The organism is Cycloclasticus zancles 78-ME (genome assembly GCF_000442595.1).
Classification (GTDB): Bacteria; Pseudomonadota; Gammaproteobacteria; order Methylococcales; family Cycloclasticaceae; genus Cycloclasticus; species Cycloclasticus pugetii.
Window position 1 is genome coordinate 1,755,567 of sequence record NC_021917.1, and the last position, 26,202, is coordinate 1,781,768.

The 26,202-nt window shown below is 40.7% G+C and carries 24 protein-coding genes; 6 read left to right on the plus strand and 18 right to left on the minus strand.

The window, feature by feature from the left end:
• Positions 1–5: 5 nt before the first annotated feature.
• Positions 6–644, plus strand: a complete 639-nt coding sequence (locus tag CYCME_RS08460) for a CsiV family protein (protein ID WP_020932759.1) — start codon at positions 6–8, stop codon at positions 642–644.
• A gap of 28 nt (positions 645–672) precedes the next feature.
• On the opposite strand, the gene CYCME_RS08465 is transcribed toward CYCME_RS08460, so the two are convergent.
• The 4 genes from CYCME_RS08465 to nagZ are packed head-to-tail and all read right to left on the minus strand — an operon-like array spanning position 673 to position 3,769.
• The gene (locus CYCME_RS08465) at positions 673–1,380 is read right to left on the minus strand and encodes a DUF3581 family protein (RefSeq protein ID WP_015005645.1); all 708 of its coding nucleotides are present in this window, start codon (positions 1,378–1,380) and stop codon (positions 673–675) included.
• Between the two features lie 37 nt (positions 1,381–1,417).
• Entirely contained in the window at positions 1,418–2,170 is a 753-nt protein-coding gene (locus tag CYCME_RS08470; protein WP_015005644.1) for an S-methyl-5'-thioinosine phosphorylase, read from the minus strand.
• Positions 2,158–2,730, minus strand: coding sequence for a hypoxanthine-guanine phosphoribosyltransferase (locus CYCME_RS08475; RefSeq protein WP_020932760.1), 573 nt, complete (start codon positions 2,728–2,730; stop codon positions 2,158–2,160). Before CYCME_RS08475 ends, CYCME_RS08470 begins: the two co-directional genes overlap by 13 nt.
• A 4-nt stretch (positions 2,731–2,734) precedes the next feature.
• On the minus strand, positions 2,735–3,769 hold the full coding sequence (gene nagZ, locus CYCME_RS08480; protein WP_020932761.1) for a beta-N-acetylhexosaminidase: 1,035 nt from the start codon (positions 3,767–3,769) through the stop codon (positions 2,735–2,737).
• A 64-nt stretch (positions 3,770–3,833) separates the two neighbouring features.
• Between nagZ and CYCME_RS08485 the strand changes: the two genes are divergently transcribed.
• Positions 3,834–4,220, plus strand: a complete 387-nt coding sequence (locus tag CYCME_RS08485; protein ID WP_016389549.1) for a flagellar basal body-associated FliL family protein — start codon at positions 3,834–3,836, stop codon at positions 4,218–4,220.
• Between the two features lies 1 nt (position 4,221).
• Here the strand turns inward: CYCME_RS08485 and CYCME_RS08490 are convergent, their stop codons facing one another.
• The 3 genes from CYCME_RS08490 to cysM all read right to left on the minus strand — a co-directional run bounded on the left by CYCME_RS08490 (position 4,222) and on the right by cysM (position 6,997).
• Positions 4,222–4,713 carry a L,D-transpeptidase gene (locus CYCME_RS08490; protein ID WP_016389551.1) on the minus strand — a complete coding sequence of 164 codons (492 nt, stop codon included), beginning with the start codon at positions 4,711–4,713 and terminating at the stop codon, positions 4,222–4,224.
• Complete coding sequence (gene rlmD, locus CYCME_RS08495; protein WP_020932762.1) at positions 4,714–6,042, minus strand: 23S rRNA (uracil(1939)-C(5))-methyltransferase RlmD; 1,329 nt, start codon at positions 6,040–6,042, stop codon at positions 4,714–4,716. It lies immediately after the preceding gene.
• A gap of 67 nt (positions 6,043–6,109) precedes the next feature.
• Positions 6,110–6,997 carry a cysteine synthase CysM gene (gene cysM, locus CYCME_RS08500; protein WP_015005638.1) on the minus strand — a complete coding sequence of 296 codons (888 nt, stop codon included), beginning with the start codon at positions 6,995–6,997 and terminating at the stop codon, positions 6,110–6,112.
• Between the two features lie 138 nt (positions 6,998–7,135).
• Between cysM and CYCME_RS08505 the strand changes: the two genes are divergently transcribed.
• The 4 genes from CYCME_RS08505 to CYCME_RS08525 all read left to right on the plus strand — a co-directional run bounded on the left by CYCME_RS08505 (position 7,136) and on the right by CYCME_RS08525 (position 14,304).
• Positions 7,136–9,199 carry a TonB-dependent receptor plug domain-containing protein gene (locus tag CYCME_RS08505; protein WP_020932763.1) on the plus strand — a complete coding sequence of 688 codons (2,064 nt, stop codon included), beginning with the start codon at positions 7,136–7,138 and terminating at the stop codon, positions 9,197–9,199.
• Between the two features lie 457 nt (positions 9,200–9,656).
• Positions 9,657–10,783 (plus strand): IS3 family transposase gene (locus CYCME_RS08515; RefSeq protein ID WP_420480295.1). Its coding sequence is split into 2 segments (ribosomal slippage): positions 9,657–9,924 and positions 9,924–10,783, totalling 1,128 coding nucleotides; the frame shifts between segments, so codons are not numbered across the junction.
• A 211-nt stretch (positions 10,784–10,994) separates the two neighbouring features.
• Positions 10,995–11,951 (plus strand): ABC transporter substrate-binding protein, encoded by a 957-nt coding sequence (locus CYCME_RS08520; RefSeq protein WP_020162018.1) that lies wholly within the window; start codon positions 10,995–10,997, stop codon positions 11,949–11,951.
• The gene (locus CYCME_RS08525) at positions 11,935–14,304 is read left to right on the plus strand and encodes an ATP-binding protein (protein ID WP_020932765.1); all 2,370 of its coding nucleotides are present in this window, start codon (positions 11,935–11,937) and stop codon (positions 14,302–14,304) included. The genes CYCME_RS08520 and CYCME_RS08525 overlap by 17 nt, the downstream gene beginning before the upstream one ends.
• A 100-nt stretch (positions 14,305–14,404) precedes the next feature.
• Here the strand turns inward: CYCME_RS08525 and CYCME_RS08530 are convergent, their stop codons facing one another.
• The 11 genes from CYCME_RS08530 to CYCME_RS08580 all read right to left on the minus strand — a co-directional run bounded on the left by CYCME_RS08530 (position 14,405) and on the right by CYCME_RS08580 (position 26,188).
• Positions 14,405–15,088 (minus strand): hypothetical protein, encoded by a 684-nt coding sequence (locus tag CYCME_RS08530; RefSeq protein WP_041932942.1) that lies wholly within the window; start codon positions 15,086–15,088, stop codon positions 14,405–14,407.
• Positions 15,085–15,861: an FTR1 family protein gene (locus CYCME_RS08535; RefSeq protein WP_020932767.1), complete on the minus strand. Its 777-nt coding sequence runs from the start codon at positions 15,859–15,861 to the stop codon at positions 15,085–15,087. Before CYCME_RS08535 ends, CYCME_RS08530 begins: the two co-directional genes overlap by 4 nt.
• 4 nt (positions 15,862–15,865) lie before the next feature.
• Positions 15,866–16,189 (minus strand): cupredoxin domain-containing protein, encoded by a 324-nt coding sequence (locus CYCME_RS08540; protein WP_015005632.1) that lies wholly within the window; start codon positions 16,187–16,189, stop codon positions 15,866–15,868.
• Positions 16,190–16,197: 8 nt separating this feature from the next.
• Positions 16,198–17,523, minus strand: a complete 1,326-nt coding sequence (locus CYCME_RS08545; RefSeq protein WP_020162014.1) for an ATP-binding protein — start codon at positions 17,521–17,523, stop codon at positions 16,198–16,200.
• Complete coding sequence (locus tag CYCME_RS08550; protein ID WP_016389564.1) at positions 17,520–18,179, minus strand: response regulator; 660 nt, start codon at positions 18,177–18,179, stop codon at positions 17,520–17,522. The genes CYCME_RS08545 and CYCME_RS08550 overlap by 4 nt, the downstream gene beginning before the upstream one ends.
• 16 nt (positions 18,180–18,195) lie before the next feature.
• Entirely contained in the window at positions 18,196–18,825 is a 630-nt protein-coding gene (locus tag CYCME_RS08555) for a tetratricopeptide repeat protein (RefSeq protein WP_020932768.1), read from the minus strand.
• Between the two features lie 151 nt (positions 18,826–18,976).
• Positions 18,977–19,645, minus strand: coding sequence for a TenA family transcriptional regulator (locus CYCME_RS08560; RefSeq protein WP_016389567.1), 669 nt, complete (start codon positions 19,643–19,645; stop codon positions 18,977–18,979).
• Between the two features lie 5 nt (positions 19,646–19,650).
• Positions 19,651–21,114, minus strand: coding sequence for an AMP-binding protein (locus CYCME_RS08565; RefSeq protein ID WP_016389569.1), 1,464 nt, complete (start codon positions 21,112–21,114; stop codon positions 19,651–19,653).
• Positions 21,114–21,827: a thermostable hemolysin gene (locus tag CYCME_RS08570; RefSeq protein ID WP_016389570.1), complete on the minus strand. Its 714-nt coding sequence runs from the start codon at positions 21,825–21,827 to the stop codon at positions 21,114–21,116. The genes CYCME_RS08565 and CYCME_RS08570 overlap by 1 nt, the downstream gene beginning before the upstream one ends.
• Positions 21,828–22,091: 264 nt before the next feature.
• Positions 22,092–23,981, minus strand: a complete 1,890-nt coding sequence (locus CYCME_RS08575; RefSeq protein WP_020932769.1) for a DmsC/YnfH family molybdoenzyme membrane anchor subunit — start codon at positions 23,979–23,981, stop codon at positions 22,092–22,094.
• A 5-nt stretch (positions 23,982–23,986) separates the two neighbouring features.
• Complete coding sequence (locus CYCME_RS08580; RefSeq protein ID WP_015005624.1) at positions 23,987–26,188, minus strand: molybdopterin oxidoreductase family protein; 2,202 nt, start codon at positions 26,186–26,188, stop codon at positions 23,987–23,989.
• Positions 26,189–26,202 lie beyond the last annotated feature (14 nt).

Sequence of the window (26,202 nt, forward strand, 5' to 3'; positions counted from 1 at the left end):
TAAACATGACAGCAACACGATTATTTTCATATGCTTTAATTCTTATTGTGCTTTCATACAACATTCAGGCGTTTGCCGACAATGAAAGCTCATCTCAGCCAAGCACTTGGTACAGTATTGAGTACCTCATTTTCGAAAACAAATCATTGAGTAACCAAACGTTAGAGCCTTGGACAAGCGCAGCCTTCAAAATACCTGACAATGCCATCAGGCTGAGCAATGTATCTAGCAATACAGCCTTTAAGCCTTTAGCACCCAACCAACAACAACTTTACGGCGTTTATAATCGGTTAGAAAAGCTATCCTCATATACACCCATCGCTCATGCGGGGTGGGTTCAACCACTTCAACAAAAAGGCGAGCGGAAGCCTGTACAAATTAGCCACCAAACTGGGCCTTTACAACTTGAGGGGACACTTACTTTTCACCGTGGACGGTTTTTACACCTAGACATTGATTTGCAGTTGAGTGAGATGAACTCGTTAGCGATAACTCAAACCAATCTTTCACAACGTTTTCATGAACCTGTTACCTTATACCGATTAACAGAAACTCGGCGAATAAAAACGGATGAATCACACTATTTTGATCATCCGCGTTTTGGTATTTTGGCTATTGTGAAAAAAATTGACTCGCCTAATTAACCCACTCAACAAAAGTTAACTGATACAGCTAGCTCACATAGGCTAATTTAACCGCATTATATTCATCTACAATGCTGTCAATCGCCGATTGTTCAAAAGGCCTCAAACCGCTGACCACCATATCTTTTGTACCATGCCCTATGGCTTGACCATCCACAAACAAATTAAATTCAAGCTTCACACTGCCTTTTTTACCATCAACACGCATCGACGCACCAGAAAACTCGAGATCCAATGAACCTTCTAGAAACGAATGAATTTCAATGACCATATCTTTATAAATAATTAATGGCCGAGCAGGGTTAATCATCACCCCTTTCTTTTGCATTAAATCGATAAGTATTTCTGGAAATGTTCGACCTGAGAATTGAACATATTTCTCAATCAAACTCGAAATAAACTTATCGTTGTTGCTCTGTTCCCCAGAACACTGAACCGTCATCATCGACTTATTATTTTGATCAGACAAAATAAACTGCTCACTCAGCTTCTCAGGCAAAGTAACAACCGTTTGCTCGGTCACCATGCTTTCAAAGCTAAAACGCATTGATTGGCTAACACCTAATTCCGTTAACGCTACCGCAAATAATAAATCCCCTGGTACACAAAATCGTTTTGTCTCAACATCATGCAATGGGTTAAAGTCACCAGCTACTGATTTAGCAAAAAGGCTGGCTTGCTGCCTTGTAAAACTAACTTTTTGATCGTCTATTTTATAAAACTTTTTTATATCCATGATTATGATTTTTCGTTAAGACCAACAGAATTATACGTTATTCATCCACTTTCATTTCATATACCAGCACTTTCAATAAATGCTCCACTTTGATCATGCCCGCTTCTGCATGGCCTTCTATGTCTCGCATACTAATTTCACCACCTTCTAAACCTGCCGCCCAATTAACCACCAAAGCACAGCAGGCATAATTTAGTGCCAACTCTCTAGCTAACGCTGCTTCAGGCATGCCTGTCATACCAACTAAATCACAACCATCGCGCTCTAATTTTATTATTTCGGCTGCCGTTTCTAACCTTGGGCCTTGCATACAAGCGTAAACAGCTTTGTCGAAAACAGCGATTTCCGCTTTATACATTGCGCGCTTTATTTTTTTTCTCAGCTCCACCGAATACGGGGTTGTAAAATCTATGTGAGTAACGTGCTCTAGATCATCCTCAAAGTACGTTGAGGCTCGCCCCCATGTATAGTCAATTAACTGATCTGGCAGAACAAGACTCGCGGGTGGCATTGATCGATTAATACCGCCAACAGCAGCGATTGCAACAACATCCGTTACACCCACTTCTTTCAAGGCCCACATATTTGCCCGGTAATTAATTCTGTGTGGTGGAATATTATGACCATACCCATGACGTGCCATAAACACAATATCAACGCCATTTAATTCACCAAAAGTGATCGGTGATGAAGGTTCACCATAGGGGGTTTTAACCACTCGCTTACGGACACGCTCCAAATTAACAAGTTTGCTTAAACCAGTGCCGCCAATAATCGCTAGCTTTGACATACTAGTTCCTCAATATTTTCTGGGCAGGCATATAAACCATTTATGTTTCTTAGGTAGCCTTTGTAATCCATGCCTAAACCAAACAAATATTGCTTACCACTATGGTAGCCAACAAAATCAGCCTGCAAGGGCTTTTGCTTGTTTAAATCTTTATCCACTAAAACAGCTGTATAACAAGAGACAGCACCTTGTTCCTCGCAATACGCTTTTATATGCGCCATTGTGATACCTTCATCCAACACATCATCAACAATAATAACTGTTCGACCTTGTATCGGCGTGGCGGGAAGTTGTTTCCACTCAAGTTGCCCCCCAACCAGATCACGGTGGTAACGTGTCACATGGATATAATCAACTTCTAATGCGAAATCCAATTTAGGTATTAAGCTACCAACGGCTACAATTGCACCGGTCATAACGCAAAGAATAAGTGGGTTCTTATCCCCACATTCTTCAGTAATTTCAACGGCCAGTGCATTGTACATCTGCTCTACAGCTGCGCCATCCAACAAACAGGTACTGTTTTTCTTTACCCACTCTATTTCTGTTAAAGGCATCATCAGCTTAGTTAAACCCGTCAATGATTTTTCGGCATTGTTGCCACTTTAAAGAATCTTGAAGATGGCCTTCAGGAAGCCTTGTTGTCGGTCGCATTTTTTTTAACCTTTCGATCGAGTTAGTGTTTATTTCAACACCATTTAAGTGATCAATAACCTGTTCGGCTGCGGTTCGATCATTACAGATAAGTGCCATATCGCCACCCGCCTTTAACGCCTGCTGCGCTCGTTGCCCAATATCACCAACTACACTAGCACCCTGCATGGTCAGGTCATCACTGAATATAGCACCTTGAAAGCCTAATTGCTGACGCAAAATAGTTTGCAACCAAAACTCAGAAAAACCGGCTGGCATTTCATCAACCTGTTGATAAATCACATGCGCCGGCATAATCCCTTTCATTCCTGCTTGTATGAGCTGCCTAAAGGGGTACACATCATCTTGTAAAATGTCTTCTAATGATCGCTCATCAATTGGAATCGCAACATGAGAATCAGGTGCTACTGCACCATGCCCAGGAAAATGCTTACCGATGCTTGCCATGCCTGCCTCAGCCAGCCCTTGCTGGAATGCTTCAGCCACCTCAGCAACGATTTTTTTATCACTCGAAAACGCACGATCGCCTATAACATCGCTGCAAGCGTAATCAATATCCAGCACTGGTGCAAAACTAAAATCAACTCCCACCTGCCTCAATTCCATTGCCATTAACCAAGCCACTTGCCGCGCATAATTGAGAGCATTTTCCTTATCTTCCTGATAGCACTCACCTAACATTTGCATACAAGGGATGGGGGTAAACCCCTCTTTAAAGCGCTGCACTCGCCCACCTTCGTGATCAACAGCTAGCAACAACGGCTCTGCTCTTAAACGATGAATTTCATCACAAAGCACTGAGACTTGTTCAATACTGTCATAATTCCTTGAAAAAAGGATAACACCGCCCACTAGAGGGTGTTTAAGAACCTCTCGATCAACGGCCGATAATTCCACACTGTCAATATCAATCATTAAAGGCCCAAGGGGCATAGGCGATTTCATTTTTTTAGTCTATCCTTATCAATATAATTTTCTTAAATCAAACACATCGTTATTTGGAGCTGTTATGCGTTTTGTTGCTTTACTTTTAGGCCTTATGTTTATTTCCCCCTTCACTGTTGCCAATGAGGAAACTTCTGCAGAAGCCATCTATCTACCGCTGACACCTCAGTTCACTGTAAACCTATTGGGCGACAATCATTATTTGCGCACCAGTATTCAATTACAACTACGTAACGATGAAATAAAAGAGTCGATAGAGGCTCATAACCCTGCTATTCGCCACGCACTTATTGTATTGCTAAGCAATAATTATGTGGAAAATATTTCCAGCGGCAGCGATAAAATAGAATTACAAAACCGAGCAGTGCAAGTTCTAAACACCACACTAAAAAAATACGCTAAAAAAGAAGGCGTAGAAGCTGTCTTTTTTACTGAGTTTGTTTCTCAATAAACTATTCATTAATTAACACACTAGACCCAACCGATACCCGATCAAAAAGCTCAATAACATCTGTATTTAACATTCGAATACATCCATGTGACGAGGGTGTAGAGGTCACCAGTTCATCAGGTGCACCATGAATATAAATATAACGCCGCATCGTATCAACCTGACCTAAACGATTTTTGCCTTTTTCTAAACCAGACAGCCACAAAATTCTAGTCAATATCCAGTCTCTATTCGGCTGGCTTTTTGCAAAGCCATGTTGGTAAATTTCACCTGTAAAACGGCGACCTACAAACACACTGCCTGACAACTGACCAGCACCTATTTTTGCGCGAATGATATGTTTCCCTCGTGGGGTACACTCACTGCCAAACAGTTCACCGGCACCATTTTTTGCGGTGCATACCGGATAGGACTTAATCAATCGATCACTATCATATAACGCTAATAACTGATCGCTAATACTGATTATTATGTTCAGTTTAGGGCGATTCATTTATTTTTCAAATAACGCGATCGATTCGACATGCGAGGTATGCGGAAACATATCCATGACACCGGCCTTTTTTAATGTATAGCCTAATTCATTCACTAAAATAGCTGAATCACGTGCAAGCGTAGATGGGTTACAAGACACATAAAGCACCTGTTCAGCGCCCCACTTTGGCAAATAAGGTAGGATTTCTTTTGCGCCTAAACGAGGTGGGTCAATTAATACTTTATTGTATTTTTTCTTCGTCCAAGGTTCCTCAGCGACAGCTTCCATTAGATTAGCGGTATAAAAATCCACGTTGTCCAAGCCATTCTTATCGGCATTTTGTTTTGCCCGTATAATCAGCTCATCACTGCCTTCAACACCGGTTACATGACCTGCCACTCGAGCCATTGGTAGCGTAAAGTTTCCTAAACCACAAAATAGATCAAGCACGTTATCATTTTCATTTAACGCTAGTGTTTCTAGCGCTCTATTAATCATAGAGCGATTAATATCAACATTAACTTGAACAAAGTCGCTAGGGCCAAAGAACAAACTTACATTATTCGGCAATTGGTAACTGAGCGGTGCTTTTTCACCGCTTAATGGGACAATGGTATCTGGGCCTTTGGATTGGGTATAAATATCTACATCAGCAGACACTTCAAAACGTTTTAATACCGCTATATCCTCTTCACTTAACGACTCGAGAATTCTAAAAACTAATGCTGTTCGGCTATCGCAAATAGACACTTCGATCTGCGGAATTTTATCTTTAATCGATAAGTTACCAATCAACGATGACAAATCCATTAGGCGTTGCCCAACTGAGGGATGTAACACCTCACATTTTTCAATTTCAGCCAAAAAAGGGCTGGCTTTTTCTCTAAACCCTACCAGCACTCGGCCTTTTTTTACGACATCTTTCACGCCTAAACGCGCCCGGTGACGATAACCCCAAAAAGGCCCTGTTAACGCAGGCCATAACTCAACATCTTCGAGTTTAGCTATGCTTTTAAACTGATCGAGCAAAATGCCTTGCTTGGCAAGAATTTGTTTCTCAGGATCAAGGTGTTGAAAACTACAGCCACCACAAATACTGTAATGCTGGCAGCCCGGCTCAACACGGTCGTCAGATGCTTTTAACACCTCAGTAACACGGCCTTCGGCAAAATCTTTTTTCTTTTTACTGTATTCAAAAACAACGTCTTCGCCTGGTAGCGCACCTGCGATAAAAACCGCCTTATCATCTACATGTGCCACACCGCGACCATCGTGGGCTAACGATTCTATTGTTGCTGTTGCCGTTTCAGGCGGTAAGTTCTTTCTTCTATTTCTACGTCTAGCCATGTTGCTTTTAAAACCATCTTTCTATGTTAAATTAAATAAGCATTACATTTTAAACGTTAAACAAAATTTAATCCGGAAAAACTCCTGTCGAAATATACCGGTCACCTCTGTCACAAATAACAACAACAATTGTTGCATGGCTTAAACGCTTTGAAAGCTCTAAAGCAACATGAGTGGCCCCACCAGACGAGACACCACAAAAAATGCCTTCTCGCTGCGCTAAGGCTCGCATTGTCTGTTCGGCTTGCTGCTGATTAACTTCAAGAATGTCGTCAACACGTGAACGATCATAAATTTTTGGCAAATACTCTTCAGGCCAACGGCGGATTCCTGGAATTTTAGAATCACCTTCCGGCTGAACACCAATCACCTGAATATCATTATTTTTTTCTTTTAAGTACATTGAGGTACCCATAATCGTTCCGGTCGTCCCCATTGAACTAATAAAGTGGGTTACCTCTCCTGACGTGTCGCGCCAAATTTCAGGTCCCGTGCCGTTATAGTGCGATAAAGGGTTATCTGGGTTAGCAAATTGATCCAAAATCGTGCCTTTGCCCTGCTGCTCCATCTGCCTTGCTAGATCGATCGCCGCCTCCATACTGCCAGCGGCCGGTGTTAAAACAATATCGGCCCCGTAAGCCTTCATTGATGCACGCCGTTCTGCACTCATGTTATCTGGCATGATGAGTGTCATTTTGTAGCCTTTAATAGCCGCAGCCATTGCCAAAGCGATGCCTGTGTTTCCGCTAGTCGCTTCAATCAAACGGTCTCCAGGCTTAATATCACCACGTAACTCCGCTTGTTGAATCATGTTAATGGCAGGCCTATCTTTAACAGAGCCTGCTGGGTTATTACCCTCAAGCTTCAACAAAATAGTATTTGTTGTTGAGTCCATCCGCTGTAACCTGACGAGCGGCGTGTTTCCAACAAAATCTTCAATGGTTGGGTAAGTCATTTACTCTCTTTAAAACAAAAATTGGCACAGAAGACTATCATACCTTTACGACGTAGCTAATAATTTTGAGTTATGTCCTTAAGGCCATCGACTTATGCTAAAATTTTTTTAAAAATTACATAAAAAAATAGTTGCCTAATGAAGATAGTTAAAAGCCCCCTTTTTGCTAGAAAAAATCTCTTATTCGCTTTTTATATTGCCTTCATCACACCTTTTGCCGTTGCAAATGATATAAACGATTTATCTTTTTTTAATACCGAGATTCCTATTGTCTTATCTGCCACTCGGTTAGCACAACCACAAACCGAAGCACCGGCAACGATCACCATCATTGACCGTCAACTGATCAAACTATCGGGGGCAAAAGCCATTCCCGAATTATTTAGATTAGTACCCGGCTTTCATGTTGCTTACTTTCGTGGCAATGAACCTGTTGTTGCTTATCAGGGGCTTAGTGGTGAATTCCCCCAAGGCGTTCAAGTATTAATTGATGGGCGCTCTGTTTATAGTCCCCTTTTTGGTGGTGTTGACTGGTCAAATCTTCCTATCATGATGGAAGATATTGAAAGAATTGAAGTTATCCGTGGTCCGAACGGCTCCTCCTTTGGTTCGAATGCATTCCAAGCAGTCATCAATATCACCACATCACATGCGGTGCAAACAAATGATTTTCAAGTTAAAAGCACGCTCGGTGAAAGGGGCTATCAACGCACGCTCCTAACTGGTAGCCATTCCTTTGGAGATATCGACGTTAGACTCTCCGCTTCACACATTGATGATAACGGCTACGCCAATAATGATGACGATAGCCGTCATGACTCGCTGACCGGGCGATTGGATTACCAAATTACTCATCTCGATAGCTTGCAATTGAATTTCGGTATCATCAATACCTTAAGGGAAACACATACACCTGGCACTTTATTAGATCCTTTTGACCCACCTAGAAACACTGATGACTCGCAGCATTCAATTCATGCTAAATGGGAACATTCAACACCTGATGATCAACTGTTTATTACTCAAGCTTCCTATACCAGACACCTACACAAAGACAAATTTACAACTTTCTTTGATGCCAACAATATAGGTTTAGGCTTTATGGGGAGCTCCGTTAGTCGTCTCGACTTCACCGAGTACTTTGATCGATATGATATGGAATTTGAGCATCAATTTCATTTTAATGATCAAGTTCGCGTTTCTTGGGGCCTTGGCAGTAGAATCGATCGTGTCTATTTACCTCTTTTACAAAACTCTACACAGAAACTTGATAATTCTATTCAGCGCATCTTTAGTAATGTTGAGTGGCGCCCCGAACATAATTTAATTATCAACATGGGCGCACTTTGGGAGCATTCTCAATTATCAGGTGATGATCTGTCACCACGGTTGGCAGTAAACTACCTGCTAACGCCTTCACAAAGTATTAGGTTTTCTGCCTCTCATTCCATTAGAGCTCCAGTCTTAGTTGAAAATAATTTAAATGCCGATGCGTCAATAGAGTCTATTAGCATACCGGGGCTGGTATTGAATCAACCTTTATTACGAACCAAAGCTGGGCTTGACCCTGAAACAGTAGACTCACTCGAAGCAGGCTACCATGGTTTGTTTTTTAATAATGCACTCACCGTAGACCTTAAGTTATTTAGAAATGAGTACGACAACCTGATTGACGTAAAGGGCCTAGCAACTGACGCGACCCTGTCACTATTTGGCATCCCTATAGCTACCGCTGACCTTGGCACCAAAGTTCAAACAGTCGACAACCTGCATTATGCAAATATAAACGGCTATGAAATTGAACTGAACTATCGACCCGATGCAAATAACTTAGTTCACCTAGGGTATGCATACAACCATACCAATGTTGGGAGAATCACTCACAATGATATTGAAAATATTCGCAGCTCTGTACCAAAAGATGTTTTTAATATTTTGGTCTCCCATACGTTTGATAATAATTTATGGGCTAGTATTGCTTTCTACTACACTAGTAGCATGGAGTATTTAGACTCGGGTAACCCACAAGGTCCGTTAAGGCGCTTAGATATTAATACAGGAAAATCATTTAACCTATCACAACGCCAAGAAATAGACCTTAGCTTTAACCTACAACTGGCTCTTGATAAAAACAAAGACTTCCTGAATGAATTTGAACTCGATAACCGAGCATTTGTCGAACTAACCTATAGGTATGACTAAAAGGACGACAGTAATACAAGTTAAGACATGGAATGTTGCACAAAAAACTCTAGGTATTTACTAACCAGCTTATTACTGGTCGGCTTTATTTATGTTCCTTATGTTGAGAATCAATACCTATTTTCAATGTTCCCTCGATTACTCTTCTTCTACCTAATTTTGAATAGCCTCACACAGCAATGCTCCTTAGCTAAGCTATTAATAACATGATGACTATAATTTTTAATGCTTTTTTGATAGCTAAAATTATCTGCCTAACTTTCGGCATTAAACTTAGTCATAGTCATAACATATTCTCTTATGTTGTTAAGCAACAATTTTTCGCAGAACGTCTAAAAAGGAACAGACTACTCACCAAAGGCAACCCCACGTGAAGCGGTTCCGCTCATTAGGACAGTAAAAGCCGTTAGTTAAGGAGTTATTTTCTGTATTATTATTTAAATAGAGGACACAGAAGATGAGCAGAAAAAGACGTAACCATTCACCAGAATTTAAATCAAAAGTAGCATTAGCCGCATTAAAAGGCGACCAAACACTGTCTGAATTATCCCAGCGGTACGGGATTAATAGCAACTTAATTGTTAAGTGGAAGAAACTACTATTAACACAAAGCAGTGAAGTCTTTGCTTCAGGTAAAGGTTTAGCGCCAGATAGAGAAGCTGAAATACAAAGTCTACAGGCTAAGATAGGCCAGTTGACAATGGAGAATGATTTTTTGTCCAAAGCGCTCGATCATTAGACCGGGCGCACAGAAAGGTCATGATTAATCCAAACTCCGTGTTGTCACGTACCCGGCAATGCCAACTACTCAATATTCATCGATCAAGTACGTATTACCGTGCAAAGCCCATCTCAGACGATGATCAGGCGACGATGAGGAAAATTGATAAGCTTCATCTGGATAAACCATTTTTAGGCTCACGAAGGCTTACCGACACCCTAAAAGAAGGTGGTGATCGTATTGGGCGTAACCGTGTTATTCGTTTGATGCAGTTAATGGGTATTCAAGCAGTTTATCCAAAACCACGAACCACTAAACGTAACCCTGACCATAAAGTCTACCCATACTTGCTCAGAAACATGAGTATTAACCAACCTAATCAAGTTTGGGCAACGGACATCACCTACATTCCGATGGATAAAGGGTTTAGCTACCTCACAGTGATCATGGACTGGCACAGCCGAAAGGTATTAAGCTGGCGACTATCAAACAGTATGGACGTGAGTTTTTGTATAGATGCCCTTGAAGAAGCCATTCACCACTATGGTTGCCCTGATATCTTTAATTCAGATCAAGGCAGCCAGTACACCAGTGGTGAATTTACACAGGTGTTAAAACACCACCAAATTAGAATCAGTATGGATGGTAAAGGCGCTTGGCGCGATAATGTGTTTGTTGAACGTTTATGGCGTAGCGTGAAATATGAAGATGTGTATCTCAATGCATATGAGTCGATGACGCATGCCAGATCATCATTAGGAAAATGGGTAAATTACTACAATCAACAACGCAAACACCAAACTTTAAAGGCAACACCCGATCAGGTATATTATGAAACCATCATGCCGTTAATCGCGGCATGATTAACTGGGAAAATAACTCCTAAGCAGGTTGTCCTAATTAGTGGAACCACTTCTACGTATCAAACCATTGCTAATATTCGACTGTACTTTAAACTATCGAAAAAGCTAACTAATGGAATCCGTTTTAGCTCATCATTAGCATCCAATAAAAAGCAGCCTCTTCATCAATACGTAGTCACCAATAACCAAATGCATCAAAGGATAAAATAGCGTGCTGATTAACACCCATCAGCCCAGAAAATTTTATAGTGTCTATCTAGCAGTGGCTTTACTGCTGATACCTATACCCTTACTTGCACAAAATTTGGCTATCATTTCTGATAACGCTAGCCATTATCAAACCAGCTATAAAACACTTATTACGAACCAGCTATCTCAAGACCCCAGCATACAATTACGAAACATACCGACCAGCTCATTAAGCACCGAAACGCTAATAAAAGACTCACCCGACATCCTGATTAATCTCGATAATAAAGCCATAAAAAAACTCGTGGAATTGAATATACAAACCACAACATTTCACGCCTTAACAACATTATCACATGCTAAAAAGAACATCCCATGCTTACCGTCATGCCGAGAGCTTCGGCCTAATCACTTTTTCTTTGTCTTGGATCAGCCACCAGCTAGACAATTAAATTTAATACAACGTCTTAGCCCTTTATTTAAAAACATTGGTGTTATTGTCACTCATCAATCAAAAGATCAGCTAACACACTTAAAGAAAATTGCCGCGGATAAAAAATTAACCATTAACGAACACCTTAGTAATTCAAAAAATGTAAATTCCCAAATAGGTCGTGTTTCACAATCTTCGGACATCATTCTCGCAATAGCCGATACCGATATTTATAACGCCACGTCTCTTTCACAAATCCTACTAACCAGTTACCGTTATGGAACACCCATCATAGGTTTTTCTAAAGGCTTTATAAGAGCCGGGGCTATTGCAGGAACAGTCAGTAGCCTCGAGCAGTTGGCTAAGCATTTAACCGAAACAATCTTCGCCCTAGAGGAAGCAAAGAAGCCTCTGGCAAACAGTATTGTTTACCCTAAATATTTCAGCGTTATTTCCAATAGAAATGTCGCAAAAAGTTTAAACCTACATTTCCCTAACGATAAAGCATTACAAGCGCAATTAATCAGCTATGAGTTTGATAAGTAGGTTTCAATTACAAGATAAGCTGCTACTCCTAGGCGTTATGCCAGCAGCCATCGTAGCCATTATATTAGCCACCTACCTAACCTCAACGCGTTTAAATGACATGTACGATTTATTGCATAAAACGAATGAGAACTTATGTCTTTCAATAGCCAAATCCAGTGTTAATGGTGTCTTTTCTGGGAATTTAGCGGCGCTCGATGCAGTTGTCCGTTCAGTAGTTAATGAGCCAGATATCCTCTCTATTAAAATTACAGACAGTGCGGGAACGGCTCTTTCCTATGCAAACAGTGATATTGCAACACCCTCATTACTATCCAACCCATCAAAAGAAATTGTTCAACCAATCACACTTAAATCAATTGAAAACACGGATGAATTTGATAGCTTATTGGTTGGCCCACCGGTTGAAAAAAATGAAACCATTGGTTACGTCACACTCACGCTTTCATATGAGGCTATTCAACAACGGCAATATAATATTTTATCTAACACAATCTACATCACCTTATTTTTACTATTGGTAATCGCTCTTATTGCAAAATACTTCAGCGCAACAATTAGTCGCCCCATTCTAAAATTAACACGTGATGTAAAAAACATTACTAAAGGCAACTATACTCCACCACCTAACACCCCAAATATCAGTAGCAAAGATGAAATTGCCACACTCGAGAGCGGTGTTCATGAAATGGCTCAGCAAATTAATAATCACCAACGGATTCTGAAACAGAGGGTCCTTGAAGCAACGCAAGAGTTAAGATCTCAAAACGACAAGCTTTTTTCTGCCCAAGAAGAAATCCTCAAATCCGCCGATGCAAAATCACGGTTTATTTCACATATAAGTCATGAAATACGAACTCCGTTAAATGGCATTATCGGCTTTCTTGAAATCATTCAACAAACCCCTCTTGATGATGAGCAACTGAAATTGGTCAATGCGTCTCATTTATCATCAAAAAATTTACAAACCATTATTAATGAAGTCTTAGATTTTACCCAGCTTGAATCTGGCAAAGTACTTATTCATAAAACAAATTTTGAACTGAAAAAAGCAATACAAGATGCCATCTTGCTTTTATCTGCCCAAGCAAAGGAAAATCACGTCAGTATTAACTATCAGCACGATGCCAATGTCCCTGTGGTTATTAATCAAGACCACGTCAAGTTTGGCCAAATACTTATTAACCTACTTAGCAATGCTATTAAGTTCAGCCACCAATCATCTGTTATCGTTCGCTTAAAAATGAACCCTTACAAGCAGGATGTTATTGATATTAGCATCATTGATCACGGTATCGGCATCAGTGGACATAACCTCAAACAGCTTTTTCAAGAATACTCTCAACTTGATGGCGCTACTAGCGATCAGGGAACAGGTCTTGGCTTAGTAATTACTAAACGCCTGCTAAACGCACTTAACGGTAGCATTAAGGTAAAAAGCACCTTAGGCGAAGGTTCTAATTTCACCTTTAGTCTACCCTTTACACAGGTGAAAGATAGCTACCAAGCTATTAATAAACCCATAGCGATTGAACACCCTCTGCCCGACCTAAGTTCTTTAAATATATTAGTTGCAGACGACAACGAAATTAATCGTTTATTGTTGAGTCATTTATTAGAAAAACAACACGCTAATGTAACCTGTGTTAACGATGGCCAACAAGCCATTGAACTAGCCTTCAAGCACCCCTATGACCTGATGCTATTTGATTTAAGGATGCCTTTAAAAATGGGCAATGAGGCACTTTTTGAAATACGTAACCACTCACAAAACCCTAACTATAAAACACCCGCCATTGCTATTACTGCACACATTACCTCAGGTGAAGAGAAGGCACACCACATCAGTTCATTTGACGGGTACCTAATAAAACCTATTGATCAAGTACACTTTTTCGCCTTAATTGAGCAATTACTTAGCGAACATGATTTTGATACGCAGCCTTTTATATCAACCACTACAAATGGCGATTCAGCCTCTAACAGTCAACCGTTTGATTATCACTTAGCTAAAAAAAGCATGAATGCGGACCATTCGTTTATGTTAATTATGCTTGAGAAGTTTTTATCTGAACTTCCTAAACAAAGCGAAGACATTTCAGAGCTGATTGGGCAAAACAACATAGTGGATGCAGCAGAAGCAGTCCATAAAATCCACGGTTCGGCAGCATATTGTGGAACACCTTTATTAAAATCAGCAGCGAAAAAACTTGAGCTTGTATTGAGGGAAAACGATAAAAATAATATTCAAAAGTTCCACAAGATTTTTTGTAATGAAATACAGACATTGCTTACATTAAAAAGCGACATTCTTACCTTGCTGCAAACCCTTACTAATAATCAAGAAACTTAAACAACTTTCTTATAACGTGCCCATAGCAACCATGACATGGCGCTTTAATCAATCAAGAAACCCTAATTACAGTTAAGTAGAAAACCTTAATCCCTCTGCATTAATACTCATACTCTATTAATACGCGCAACGTACTATCAGGGCCTTTATAACCTAAGCCAAATATGGAGCCTACTTCCCAATGCATTTTTTTCGCATGAGCTAAGCGAATATCACCCATTACAACAGGGCCTACCGCCTGGCCATTTTCATTACTATAAAACTCAATGGCAGGTTCTAACTTTTCTGAATACCGGTAGCGTGCCTGAAGAGCTAGCGACGATTCAAGCTCATTCTTTATTTCATTCCCCCACTCATACTCAATAATAAAATTGGCGGCACCCACCCATTTCCCCCACTCTTTTTCCATTAAAAGACCACTGGATAAGCCCCAAGTATCATCATGCTGCTGATGCTCAAGTTCAAACAAAACACCCCAGTCAGCATCGTACTCACCTTGTTCAGTTAACTGCCATTTTACTTCCAGCTCTAAGGCCTCTAAAGAAAAGTGCCGATCGTTATCTTCTGCAATAAGATAGCCCTCAACGAACAAGCTATCCGATAATGATTTACCGATACCAAGCCGGTGAAGTTGCTGCCCATCTCCTGATAACATTCGCCATTCCAGCTCCCTTTCTAAAGGCTGGACGTACGGGTGATACACTTTATCTACCGAAAATTCCGATGCTGCTACACTAACGGATAACAATGCTAGGCAACACGTTAGTACGGTTACCTTTCTCACTCGTCCATTTCCCACTCGAAGGTTTTAAACGTCTTAAAAGCTAAGGCCGATGAAAGCATTAAACTTAAAAAATACCCACCTACTTGAATAGGCGTTGGCGTTGATTCATAGCCAAGCAAGGCATATAAAATTTGCCCTATAACAGAGCCCTCACTCACCCATGATGAGGTGTTCCATAATGGTGATTGACTGATCAAAATATCCGCCTGAATTAACAATTGAAATGCTTGAGTGGTCATACTCGCGCTGATTAGAACCAAGGCAACTAAGCAAACAGCAACCCCCTTCCTAGGACGCAAATTGATCATTAAATAATACATAAACACTCCCACACTGAAGCCAACTCCAGCTCCAATAAAGCTGCCTGCAAGCACTGTTTCTAATAGCTGCTCATTACCTATAAAACCTTGAATATAAATGATTATTTCTGACCCTTCGCCCACTAAAGTGGCCGATAAACACCCAGCAATCGCCCATACAGTTGTTTTGTAATAAGGTCGCCTACCCATTGAAAAAATTAAAAATAACAAACAAATAAACGTCATTAGGTGCATGCACGCATTCAAAATTTCTTGCCCAACACCATCAAAAAACATCGAAATAGATGCAATATGACGAGCATAAAAAATTGATAACACCCCACCTAAGCCCAAAGAGGAAAGAAAGTAACGACGCGGTAATTGCAGTTTCTGAGATAGCACTAACAGCACACTGACTATAAGCGCTGCTTCAAATACTTCCCGTAAGATAATAATGACTGAATTGATAAGCATAACGTTACTTTACAATGACCTTGCCCTGAGCTGTTTTAGGAAAAAACTCACCAAAAAAGGGGTATTCACCCGCTGGTAATGGACCTATAAAAACAACGCCTTTTGAATGTCCTGGAATAACTTTCTCACGGTTAAGCTCATAACTCTCAAACTCCTCTGCTGTCTGGTCTTGGTTATCAATTAACAGCTTTACTTTGGTATCGACGGGAATTTCAACCGTGGACGGGTAAAACAGGTGATGACGAATAACAATATTAACTGTAGGTGCCGCGAAAAGTGGGGTTACTGTCAACATTAAGCAGATGATGAGTAATATAAATATACGCATAGATGCCCTTAAATAGCTGGAAATTCTACCATCACGTTTAAACCACCTAATTCAGCTGATACTGCCAGTTCAACCTTAGCCCCATGAAAAGTAGAAATATGCTGCACAATGGCTAAGCCAAGCCCACACCCTAATATACCGGATGCATGTCTATCTCCACCCACCCGATAAAACCGTTCAAAAACACGTACCCGATCTTCTTCTACGATGCCTGGCCCAGAGTCTTCTACGCAAAGCATCACAGCATTGTCTTTGGATTTAATATTTACCGAAATAACACCCTTTGCTGGCGTATATTTATTGGCATTAAGAATTAAGTTTTGCAATAAACTCTCTAGTGCAAATTCATTACCTTTGATAAGGCATACAGGCTCTGCATTCAAACTTATTCTTTGCTGCTTTGACTCAAACCGCATGTATTCGTTGGCAATCACCATCTTAGCAATATCAGTTAAGTTTAACGGTTCCATTTGCTGAGCAGCTTGATCGGCTGAATGTTGATATAAACTCAGTATCTGCTCAATCACATGCCCCATTCGTTCCACTCCCTCTTTCAAAGGTTCTAGATCGCCATCAGTTATGTCCTTAGTAGACATTAGGTTGTGTAACTGCACTTTTAAGGAGCTAATAGGGGTACGCAACTCATGCGCCGCATCCGCAGAAAATTGCTGCTCACGTACGAATGCATCATTTAAGCGATTGAATAAGTCATTGATTGTTATAAGTAATTGCTCTAATTCTTTGGGTTGTTGTTTAATCGAAATTGCAGACAGATCATCCGCTTTCTTATCACCGAGTTGCGTGGTTAATTCACGTAAAGGCTTTAAACCAAAACCCACCGTTAACCAAATAATAAAGGCGGCCAATGGGATAGCCATCACTGTTGGTTTGATGGCAGATAATACAATTTTATCGGCTATTTCATAACGTAAGTCGATACGTTCCCCTGTGATCACCCAGCGTTTAAAAAGCCTGTCTTGTAATATGTAAGTACGCCAACGAAAGTCTGCGTAGTTTTCATCATGAAAGCCTTCCGACAATTGACTGTTAAACATTTGGTGTTCAGGCGCATTACCGGAGCGCGCAATAAGTACGCCATCATGCGACCAAATTTGAAAAAAAACCGAAGGCTTAAGGTCGAGTGTTTTTTCAACCCTAGGCGTGAGATCATGATTAGCATGTACAATAATGCTGGCTAAGTTTTTAAGTCGCTCATCAAACAAAGCATCCGTTTTAGCAAGACTCGAGCGGTAGCCTAGCAATAACGATAAAAACGTCACCGCGGTAATAGTCGCTAACAGTGTTAACAATAAAAAGGTACGAATTGACCTCATGCTGGCTTCACTATATACCCAACACCTCGAAGTGTTTTGATAAAACCTTTAGGTAACTTTTTTCTAAGATGATGAATATGAACTTCTATCGTATTACTCGCCACCTCTTCATTCCAGCTATACAGTTTTGACTCCAGGCTTTCGCGTGTTAAAACACGCCCAGCATTTTCCATCAGTGCCTTTAACAAGGTAAACTCACGACGCGATATATCCACCGCTTCGTTGGCAACCGATAAACCATAACAAGCCGTGTCTAATTCAACGTCGCCGATCTGAAGGCCTGCATGTTTGGAGCTACTAGAACGGCGTTCAACAACTCTTAAACGCGCCAACAGCTCATCCACTTCAAATGGTTTTGCTAAATAGTCATCCGCCCCTAAATCCAAGCCCGACACCTTGTCATCAATCGATGATCTAGCCGTTAAAATAAGTACCGGCAACTGCGCTGTATGCTGCCTAATGGCCCGCAGTACATCCAAGCCATCTATATCAGGCAGACCCAAGTCTAAAATCACAATATCAGTCGGCTCAGTTTTAACGACGTTTATCGCTTGTTGGCCATGCTTCAAATGATTAACCACAAAACCTTCGTGTGTGAGCGTCTTTACCAAGGCGTTAGCCAATGCTACATCGTCTTCAACCAATAAAATATTCACTTGTTCAGTTTAAATGCTAATTAATTTCATGCAATGCTTCATTTATTTCATGCCGGCGGCCGCTATCTGCAAGCGCTCTGCCTGGCCTTGCTTTAGCATCGAGTGCTTTTATGAAGCTAGCTTGAGCTTGTTTTTTCTCACCTTGATCCAGCAAAAACAAAGCATAAAAATAATGACTATCAATGCCGTTTGGATCAAGGAGTATGCCCTTTTGAAGGTACCTTTTTGCTTGTTCGTCATTGCCAAAACTAATAGGCCAGCCTGGCGCTTTAAAATATAATGTTCCCAAGGTTGTATATGCTGAGCCAGACAACGCTTTATCATCTAATAAAATAGATTTTTCCAAATCTTTTTTTGCTTCTTTTATTAATGATAACGCACTCAGGCCACCCTTAACGCCTGCGAAACTTGATTTAATAATACCCCGCCAAATAAGCACTTCCGCCGATGCCGGATGCAACTTAACTGCCTCGTTAGATTGCTCTATTAAGCTCTCAAACGCTTCTTCTTGCTGCGCCCCATTCAATTGGTAGTTAGCTTTTGCCCAAGCTTTTGCCAAGAGAGCCACATCTTGTTGAACATCTGCCAATACGGCAGTTGATGATAAGAGCAAAACGTAACACAGTATTTTCACAATATTTTTCATACCAAACTCCAGTTTAGGTTACTCAGCAACCTTTAGTGTTTGCTCACTGTTTATCCGTAGATTGAACAGCCAGCGCTTAATAACATCATTGATAAGCCAATGCACCACTACTCGTCACGCTGTTTTATATATTTATAAGTACGCTTACCTTCTATGCTAATGTCTTTTCAGGCTGTTCAGTTAAACTACAAAAAATATCACCATAGAGTCGATAAAACTGTTTGGCACAACGAATAATAAGCTGCTGCTCAGCTGGCTCATTTATTTTATTCATTAAGCTTTCAAAAAATTGAACATGATCCTGATCGAGTGCGCCATGTGAGCGTAAATAACTAAACGCCTCATCAGGTAAACTCAATGCCTCTTGAATGCCATCTGCCGCTCTATCGGCTGTTGTGACACTGGTTCCCTCTAACACATGAACCATACCAAAAAAACCCAAGGGGTTAACACGGTTAATAACATCATAGGCATACGCAACCATTAATTCCGTTTCAAAGGCTGGCGCGTCATGCCGAACTCTTTCTTTATCAACCCCACACACAGCAAGGTCGTTTAAAATCCATTCTTGATGGCCTAACTCTTCTTCGATGTATTCTGCCAATGCATTACGTAGCCACTCTTTTTCCTCTGGAATTCTCGCACCTGCTGCCATTAATAATGGCACCGTATGTTTAACATGGTGATAAGCCTGTTCTAAAAAAGCGATATATTCCTCTTTTGAGATTGTTCCAGACACCGCTTTGTTAATAATCGGGGCCGCCAACAGTTGATGACGCTCCTGCTCGGTTTGTTGCTGCAATTGATGAAAAAAGGCCATTGTCCTTACTCCGAATATAATTGATGTATAGTTGATTGATACTGCCTCAAAATAGCCTCCCTAACGGGTCTGCCATTAGAGGTCATCGTGCCTGCTGAAAAACTCATCGGTTGTGGTAGTACCGTCCATTTTTTAACCCGCGCATAATTAGGCAGTGAGCGATTCGCTTTGATAATACTATCCTTTATTATTTCTTCAGGCATTGCTTCGTCCCTTAAGGATATTAGTGCGATGCAGTGTGGCCGTTGATCGCCAAACACGACACACTGTTTAAGCAAACCATCGCTTAATAAAACGCCTTCAACCCATTCAGGGCTAATATTCCGACCATAACTTGAAATAAGAAGGTTTTTTTTACGCCCATTGACATATAGATACCCTTGTTCGTCTAAAAACCCCAAATCGCCCGTTCCAATTTCTGCTTTTCCCCATGAAGCAGGCTCTCCTACGTAACCTAGGAACGGGTTTCCATAAACAATAATTTCATCGTCCACAATGCGTACTTCAAGGTGCGGCAAGGGCTTGCCAACCGACCCCGCTTTATTATTTTTAGCTGAATTTAAACTCACAACCGAAGCACACTCAGATAGCCCATATCCTTCATAAACGGGCAAGCCATACGATTGCGCTTGCTGAATGAGTTGTTGAGACACTTTGCTACCACCGACAGCCATAAACGCTATGGACGAGGGTAGCGTCCAACCTTTTTTTACAGCGCCAACGATAGCCAATAGTATTTCTGGTAATAAAATTAAACTAACGGGCTGATATTTTTCAATCGTTTCCAGCAAAGTTGATAACTTAAAGTCACTGCTGCCATTAAAGCCTAATTGATTGCTGGGTAAGGCAATAATAGTTCCACCATTTAACAAGGTGACGTACGAACCCGCTGTGTTTTCAAGTAAGGTACTAAACGGTAATACTGATAAATGCTTCCCGACTGGCAATTGTAATGAATCATGAGTAGCTTTCGCGACCGCAAACTGCTGCTTGTTCGATAAGCAAACACCTTTAGGCTCTCCTGTTGAACCCGATGTAAACGTTATTTTCGCAGTAGAAACGGGTAATTCGCTATCCGCTATATTTTGCAAATCACTACAGAGTAAATCCCCAATCAATACCTCTGTATTCAATAACTCCATAACGTTCGATAAACTATCATTGCGTTTATGAACCAGCGCACATGTGCCCGATTTTTCAATAGCAAAGGCTAATTGCTGCTGAGAAAAAAATGCCGGCAAGGGTAACAAGGCCACCCCTGATACATTAGCAGCAAGGTCAACTAACAACCACTCCGGCGAATTATCACAAAACAAGGCCAATACTTTATGCTGATAACGTACTAAAAACCTTGATATAACATTAACCCCATTCAGCAATTCTTTATAGGTGTATGCTTTTTTTTCGCCAACAATGGCTATATCACTTGGCCGCTGTTTGGCAAGCTCTTTAATTTCGTTCCAAAGCATTACCGGTCCAAAGATACTCGCAATACAAGCTGATCAATTGTGGACTGATAATTAGTCATCACAAAACCTGAAACCGGATGACTTTTCAATATTGCATAAGCTTTTTTTATATCGCCTGCAATAACTTTGGGTTGGTTTTTGTAATAACTGCCCCATGAACCACTATCAAACGCAAGACTTTCGGCTTGGGCATCACAAATATCAATACACCCAATATCCAGTTCCGAAATCATAGATTGAACTTGCTTAGTTGCGGTAAATAATGCCCAATCAATATCTAATTGATAGAGTGTTGACACTATTAAAACAAACAACATTTTACTGGTACTAGGATAACTCGATGTTAAGTTACCAATTTCCGCTATCTTCTGCCGGTCAACATTAAGGTTGATCAGCCGACTAATCACTAACTCAGCCTTATCATCTAAATATTGTTCTAAAAACATTGGGTTATCGATCTCAGCCGGATAGAACCCAAGCACTGATGTTATATTTTTTTTGGTTTCTGCAGATAATAAATAAGGTAAAAAACTCTTTATCTGCGCGGCATGGTTTTTATAAAATTGCTTTGTAATATATGCTTCTACATTAGCTCGTTGCGGTGATTCAAGGCCTGTTAAAACAACAGATAAGTGAGGTAAAAAAACTCGTTTGCTTGCTTCTGAATCAGCACGTTGTTTGCTACCCTCTGATTCACTTTGTAGTGCACTCATAACCAATCCTTATTCTCATAGACTGGTTACGAGTGTACTTGTTGAAAATTAAGCCAATCTTAAGAGAATTGGAATAAATGCAAAAACATAATAAAAACCTATATTCCCCTGAACATCGCCTTTAATACGTTACAGCTTATGCTGTAGGCCTAAGGTAGCCTACAAACAAGTATTAACGAATTGATAAATTTAAGGCACATTAGGATTTTCTAAAAAGTTACACCTTGTTAAATAACAAGGTCACGTGAGTTTCAAGCCGAGCTTCTATTTAACCTTTTTCCAATAAAATATTTCTTTCAATTGGTCAATCGCTTCTTTTGCGGTTGTGGTTTTAATAGTATCTATCAATTCACCTACTTTAAAGGTTCTATGCTCCTCATAACGCACACCCACTTGAGGCATATTTGCTAAACCAGTTTCTTTTGCATGTTCTTCAAAAGCTTTGTTTTTCCAAAAGAATGCACCCGGCATTGTGGTAGGAATAACCAATGCAAAGAATAAAGAACGCCTAATCACGGCTGTACTAAGTAATGACAGCCCTAATATCAACCAACCCAGCGTTGATGATGGAGAATCAAGCAATAAGCAAGACACAATAATTGAGGAGCCTAACAATACATTACTAATAATATAAGGCCATGCAAAACGGGTTGTTTGTAAGTACCATGAAGCACTACCTTCTCCCTCACTATTTTTAAGATCAGCGGCATGCGCGACGTGCCCTATGGCTTCAAGCAGCAAGCCCAGCAATAGTAAAACTACCAAACTAATATATTGTGTAGTATTGAGAGCATCTGCTATTAACGCAACGAAAACAATCGTTAATGACCCAAGACTCAAACATGTTCCAACAAAAGAACTCGCTGTTTGCCAGTGATCCCAAAATGGTCGTGCTTTTATACGATACAGTTTATACATATAGAACAGGCCTACCGGACCACTGAGTACGCCCATAATGGCAAACAGTCCAATCAATGGCTTAATCTCAAAATAACTAAAAACACTAAACCCAAGCAAGCTGCTAAAGAACAAACTAACCCCAGCAATTTCACGGCTTACCGGTGAATGGCGTAAATTATAAAAACCACGGTAAAAACGATGTGGTTTGCCCAAATGCATATTGAGTTTATAGAAGCCAAACATCAGCAATACATTCATCAATACTAATAACGGCAGATACGCAACAGACGACTGAATCGCTACTATCGCTTCAACCCCCGTAAAACTGCCAAGCACAATGATTAAAAACGCGCCAAGGATGGCTTGTGTTGATAATGTAAAAATGACATGAGAACTTTCATGCGTCATCAGCAAAGCTTTCCAATTCCATTGCTTTTTGACTCCATGCTTTTCATCTACTACCGGTTTATACTTTCCAACTTCTTCATCTTTATGATATTTAAGCGGCATCGAGTCGGTACGCGTCATTTCACGCTTATTTTGTCGCGTTTGCTGAAAACGAATATTCGGATGCGTAATATCTGTTGTTGGAAAACCCGGTATTTCAGCTTGAGCCTGTTCCCTATTTTCTGGCACATTCTCAATGACTCCAAAATCCAACGCATTACCTAAACAGGCTGATACACATGACGGTTTTAACCCCACCTCTAATCGATCAACGCACATATTACATTTACTAACCTCACCTTTAACAGGGTCAAGTTGAGGGGCGTTATAAGGGCAAACCCATGTACAGTAACCACAGCCGAAACAAATATCTGGGTCTTGTAACACCGCACCATATTCAGCAAACTTTGTGTAAGCTCTTGTTGGACAACCTTTTAAGCAAACTGGGTCATCACAATGGTTACAGGCCATCGAAATATTAAGGCGCTGATAATCTGGGTACGTTCCACCTTCGACATAACCAACCGAACGGAATGAGATATGAGCAGGGTTATCATTTTTTTCACTGCATGCCGCTTCACATGCATGACAACCGATACAGTTATCTGCATTTAAATAAAACCCATGCTGTTTATATCGATCTGGGTTTTCGCTAATACCTGTATCACCATTTATATTAAGGCTCACCTCCCTTAACGCATTACCCTCCTCGGCGAGCTCAATATTGTCTCCATATCGGTTTTTTTCTCGGCTTTCTTCTGTCCTTAAAAAAGCATATTTTTGTTCATCACTACGTGTTTCAATCATGGGACTTAAAATGTTCTTGCTTCTAAATTTAATCGTGCAGCAACTTCCTGATTTACATGCTCTATTCGTACTGCGCATTGTTTAAAGGCAGGTTGCCGTGAATGTGGGTCTAATAGACCTAATGTAAGTCGGTTAACGCAATCAAAAAAGTGAAAGGGAATAAACACCATCGTCCTAGGTACTCGTTGTGTCAACATAACCATAACAACAGCATCACCACGACGTGAAATAACACGCACATAGGACTGATGCTCTATCCCCTGTTCAGCTGCTGTATCAGGGTTCATTTCCATAAATGGCGTTGGGCTGTATTTATTGTTATTACCGACTTTTCCAGTTCTAGTCCGTGAGTGAAAGTGCTCAACTAACCGGCCTGAATTCAACCAAAACGGGTATTGCTCGTCTGGTTTTTCATTATTATCGATAAACGGTAGCGGAATCAGTTTAGCCCGACCACCGGGATGGCGAAAAGTAGCTGGTTCGGTATACAAGCGTTTTCCACCTTTAAGCGGCTTTTCACCCTTATCCACCTGCTCTTGCGTATAAGGCCACTGAATGCCCTTATTCTGCTCAATCAAATCATGAGTCATACCCGATATATCAACCAGCCGTCCTTTGGATAGTTCGCGCATTTCATCAAACACTTCATGAAAATTATCAGGGAAGTTCATCTTTCTACCCTGTTCAAACTGTTTTGCTAGGCCGTTAAAAATATGTAAATCTGTTTTTGACTGGCCATAGGGTTCTTTTACTTTACGAATAATATTGACCCTTCTTTCTGTATTCGTAAAAACGCCTTCCTTTTCAGCCCAAATAGCCGCTGGTAGAAAAATATGTGCATATTGCGTTGTTTCCACATCAAGGTAAGAATCCTGCACTACACAACATTCGAGCTTTTCTAATGTTTTACGAATACGCGCCGTATTAGGCATTGATGTCATTGGGTTTGTACCCACCAACCACAGACCTTTAATTGCGCCGGTTTCAATGGCAGGAAATATATCTGTTTGTGCAAGCCCCCGTTTCTTTGGGAAAAACTCTGGATCTACGCCCCAGTATTTTCCAATATCAATTCGGTCTTGTTCATTTTCTAATAAACGATAGCCAGGTAGACCAGAACACGATGACCACTCTCGTGTTCCCATCGCATTACACTGTCCAGTAATAGACAAGCTGGTCCCACCTTTTTTACCAATGTTGCCAGTCAGCAAGCTAAGGTTATTAAGACCCACCACTCCATCTGAGCCATGCGTGCTTTGATTAATACCCATCGTCCAAATATTCATTGCGGCGCCAGCTTTTGCGTACAAACGAGCAACATTGCGAATCGTATCTTCATCAATACCGCATATTTTAGATGCCGTTATCGGGTCATAGTTTTTAACTTCTGCTGCTAATTCGTCAAAGCCAGTAGTATTCGCTTTTATATAGTCTTGATCTTCCAATCCTTCAGCCAGAATGACATGCATTAATGAATTCATTAACACAACGTCTGTACCGGGCGTAATTGCCAAATGCATATCTGCATTTTGCGCCAGCATGGTGACTCTTGGATCAATAACAATTAAAGGAAATTTTCGTTTTTCCTGCGCTTCTTTAAAACGCCAATAAATAATAGGGTGTTGTTCTGGTAAATTGGATCCCCAAGCAATCAGGCAATCGGTATGTTCAAAATCTTCATAACAACCTGGAGGGCCATCTGAACCAAAAGAGCGCTTATAGCCTGATACTGCCGAGGCCATACACAGCGTGGTATTGCCATCGTAGTTATTGGTTCCAATCACACCGCGGGCCAACTTGCCCAAGGTATAAAAACCTTCGGTTAAAATTTGCCCCGTCGATACAATGGCAAATGAGTCTGGCCCATAGGTATCTTGTATGCGTTTAATTTCAGAGGCCATTTTTTCAAAGCTTTCGTCCCAGCTCGCTTCTTGGTATTCATCATGAATATTTGAGCGCATCAGCGGTACGTCACCGCGACCTGCTGACTCAAACAATTCGTGTTCAAAAAGGCCTTTTACACATAACTTGCCTCGATTAACATCTGCATCAGCCACTCCTCGACTTCCTACTGGCACACCATCTTTGTCCGTGCCTACTTCAATGGCACAGCCAGTTGAACAATAGCCACAAGTAGCATAGGTCCATTTTTCAATTTTTTTATCCGCGATCGCGATGGGATTTTTTTTATTCCGACCAAATAGCATCTTATTATCTCCCT

Bases quoted from the DNA above. Each gene is read 5' to 3' on its own strand.
- CYCME_RS08505 (WP_020932763.1), top strand. From the start codon at position 7,136: ATGAAGATAGTTAAAAGCCCCCTTTTTGCTAGAAAAAATCTCTTATTC.
- nagZ (WP_020932761.1), bottom strand. From the start codon at position 3,769: ATGAAATCGCCTATGCCCCTTGGGCCTTTAATGATTGATATTGACAGT.
- CYCME_RS08580 (WP_015005624.1), bottom strand. From the start codon at position 26,188: ATGCTATTTGGTCGGAATAAAAAAAATCCCATCGCGATCGCGGATAAA.
- CYCME_RS08555 (WP_020932768.1), bottom strand. From the start codon at position 18,825: ATGAAAAATATTGTGAAAATACTGTGTTACGTTTTGCTCTTATCATCA.
- CYCME_RS08490 (WP_016389551.1), bottom strand. From the start codon at position 4,713: ATGAATCGCCCTAAACTGAACATAATAATCAGTATTAGCGATCAGTTA.
- CYCME_RS08535 (WP_020932767.1), bottom strand. From the start codon at position 15,861: ATGCTTATCAATTCAGTCATTATTATCTTACGGGAAGTATTTGAAGCA.
- CYCME_RS08575 (WP_020932769.1), bottom strand. From the start codon at position 23,981: ATGATTGAAACACGTAGTGATGAACAAAAATATGCTTTTTTAAGGACA.
- CYCME_RS08570 (WP_016389570.1), bottom strand. From the start codon at position 21,827: ATGAGTGCACTACAAAGTGAATCAGAGGGTAGCAAACAACGTGCTGAT.
- CYCME_RS08560 (WP_016389567.1), bottom strand. From the start codon at position 19,645: ATGGCCTTTTTTCATCAATTGCAGCAACAAACCGAGCAGGAGCGTCAT.
- CYCME_RS08465 (WP_015005645.1), bottom strand. From the start codon at position 1,380: ATGGATATAAAAAAGTTTTATAAAATAGACGATCAAAAAGTTAGTTTT.
- CYCME_RS08485 (WP_016389549.1), top strand. From the start codon at position 3,834: ATGCGTTTTGTTGCTTTACTTTTAGGCCTTATGTTTATTTCCCCCTTC.
- CYCME_RS08545 (WP_020162014.1), bottom strand. From the start codon at position 17,523: ATGAGGTCAATTCGTACCTTTTTATTGTTAACACTGTTAGCGACTATT.
- CYCME_RS08565 (WP_016389569.1), bottom strand. From the start codon at position 21,114: ATGCTTTGGAACGAAATTAAAGAGCTTGCCAAACAGCGGCCAAGTGAT.
- CYCME_RS08525 (WP_020932765.1), top strand. From the start codon at position 11,935: ATGAGTTTGATAAGTAGGTTTCAATTACAAGATAAGCTGCTACTCCTA.
- CYCME_RS08475 (WP_020932760.1), bottom strand. From the start codon at position 2,730: ATGATGCCTTTAACAGAAATAGAGTGGGTAAAGAAAAACAGTACCTGT.
- rlmD (WP_020932762.1), bottom strand. From the start codon at position 6,042: ATGGCTAGACGTAGAAATAGAAGAAAGAACTTACCGCCTGAAACGGCA.
- CYCME_RS08470 (WP_015005644.1), bottom strand. From the start codon at position 2,170: ATGTCAAAGCTAGCGATTATTGGCGGCACTGGTTTAAGCAAACTTGTT.
- CYCME_RS08460 (WP_020932759.1), top strand. From the start codon at position 6: ATGACAGCAACACGATTATTTTCATATGCTTTAATTCTTATTGTGCTT.
- CYCME_RS08540 (WP_015005632.1), bottom strand. From the start codon at position 16,189: ATGCGTATATTTATATTACTCATCATCTGCTTAATGTTGACAGTAACC.
- cysM (WP_015005638.1), bottom strand. From the start codon at position 6,997: ATGACTTACCCAACCATTGAAGATTTTGTTGGAAACACGCCGCTCGTC.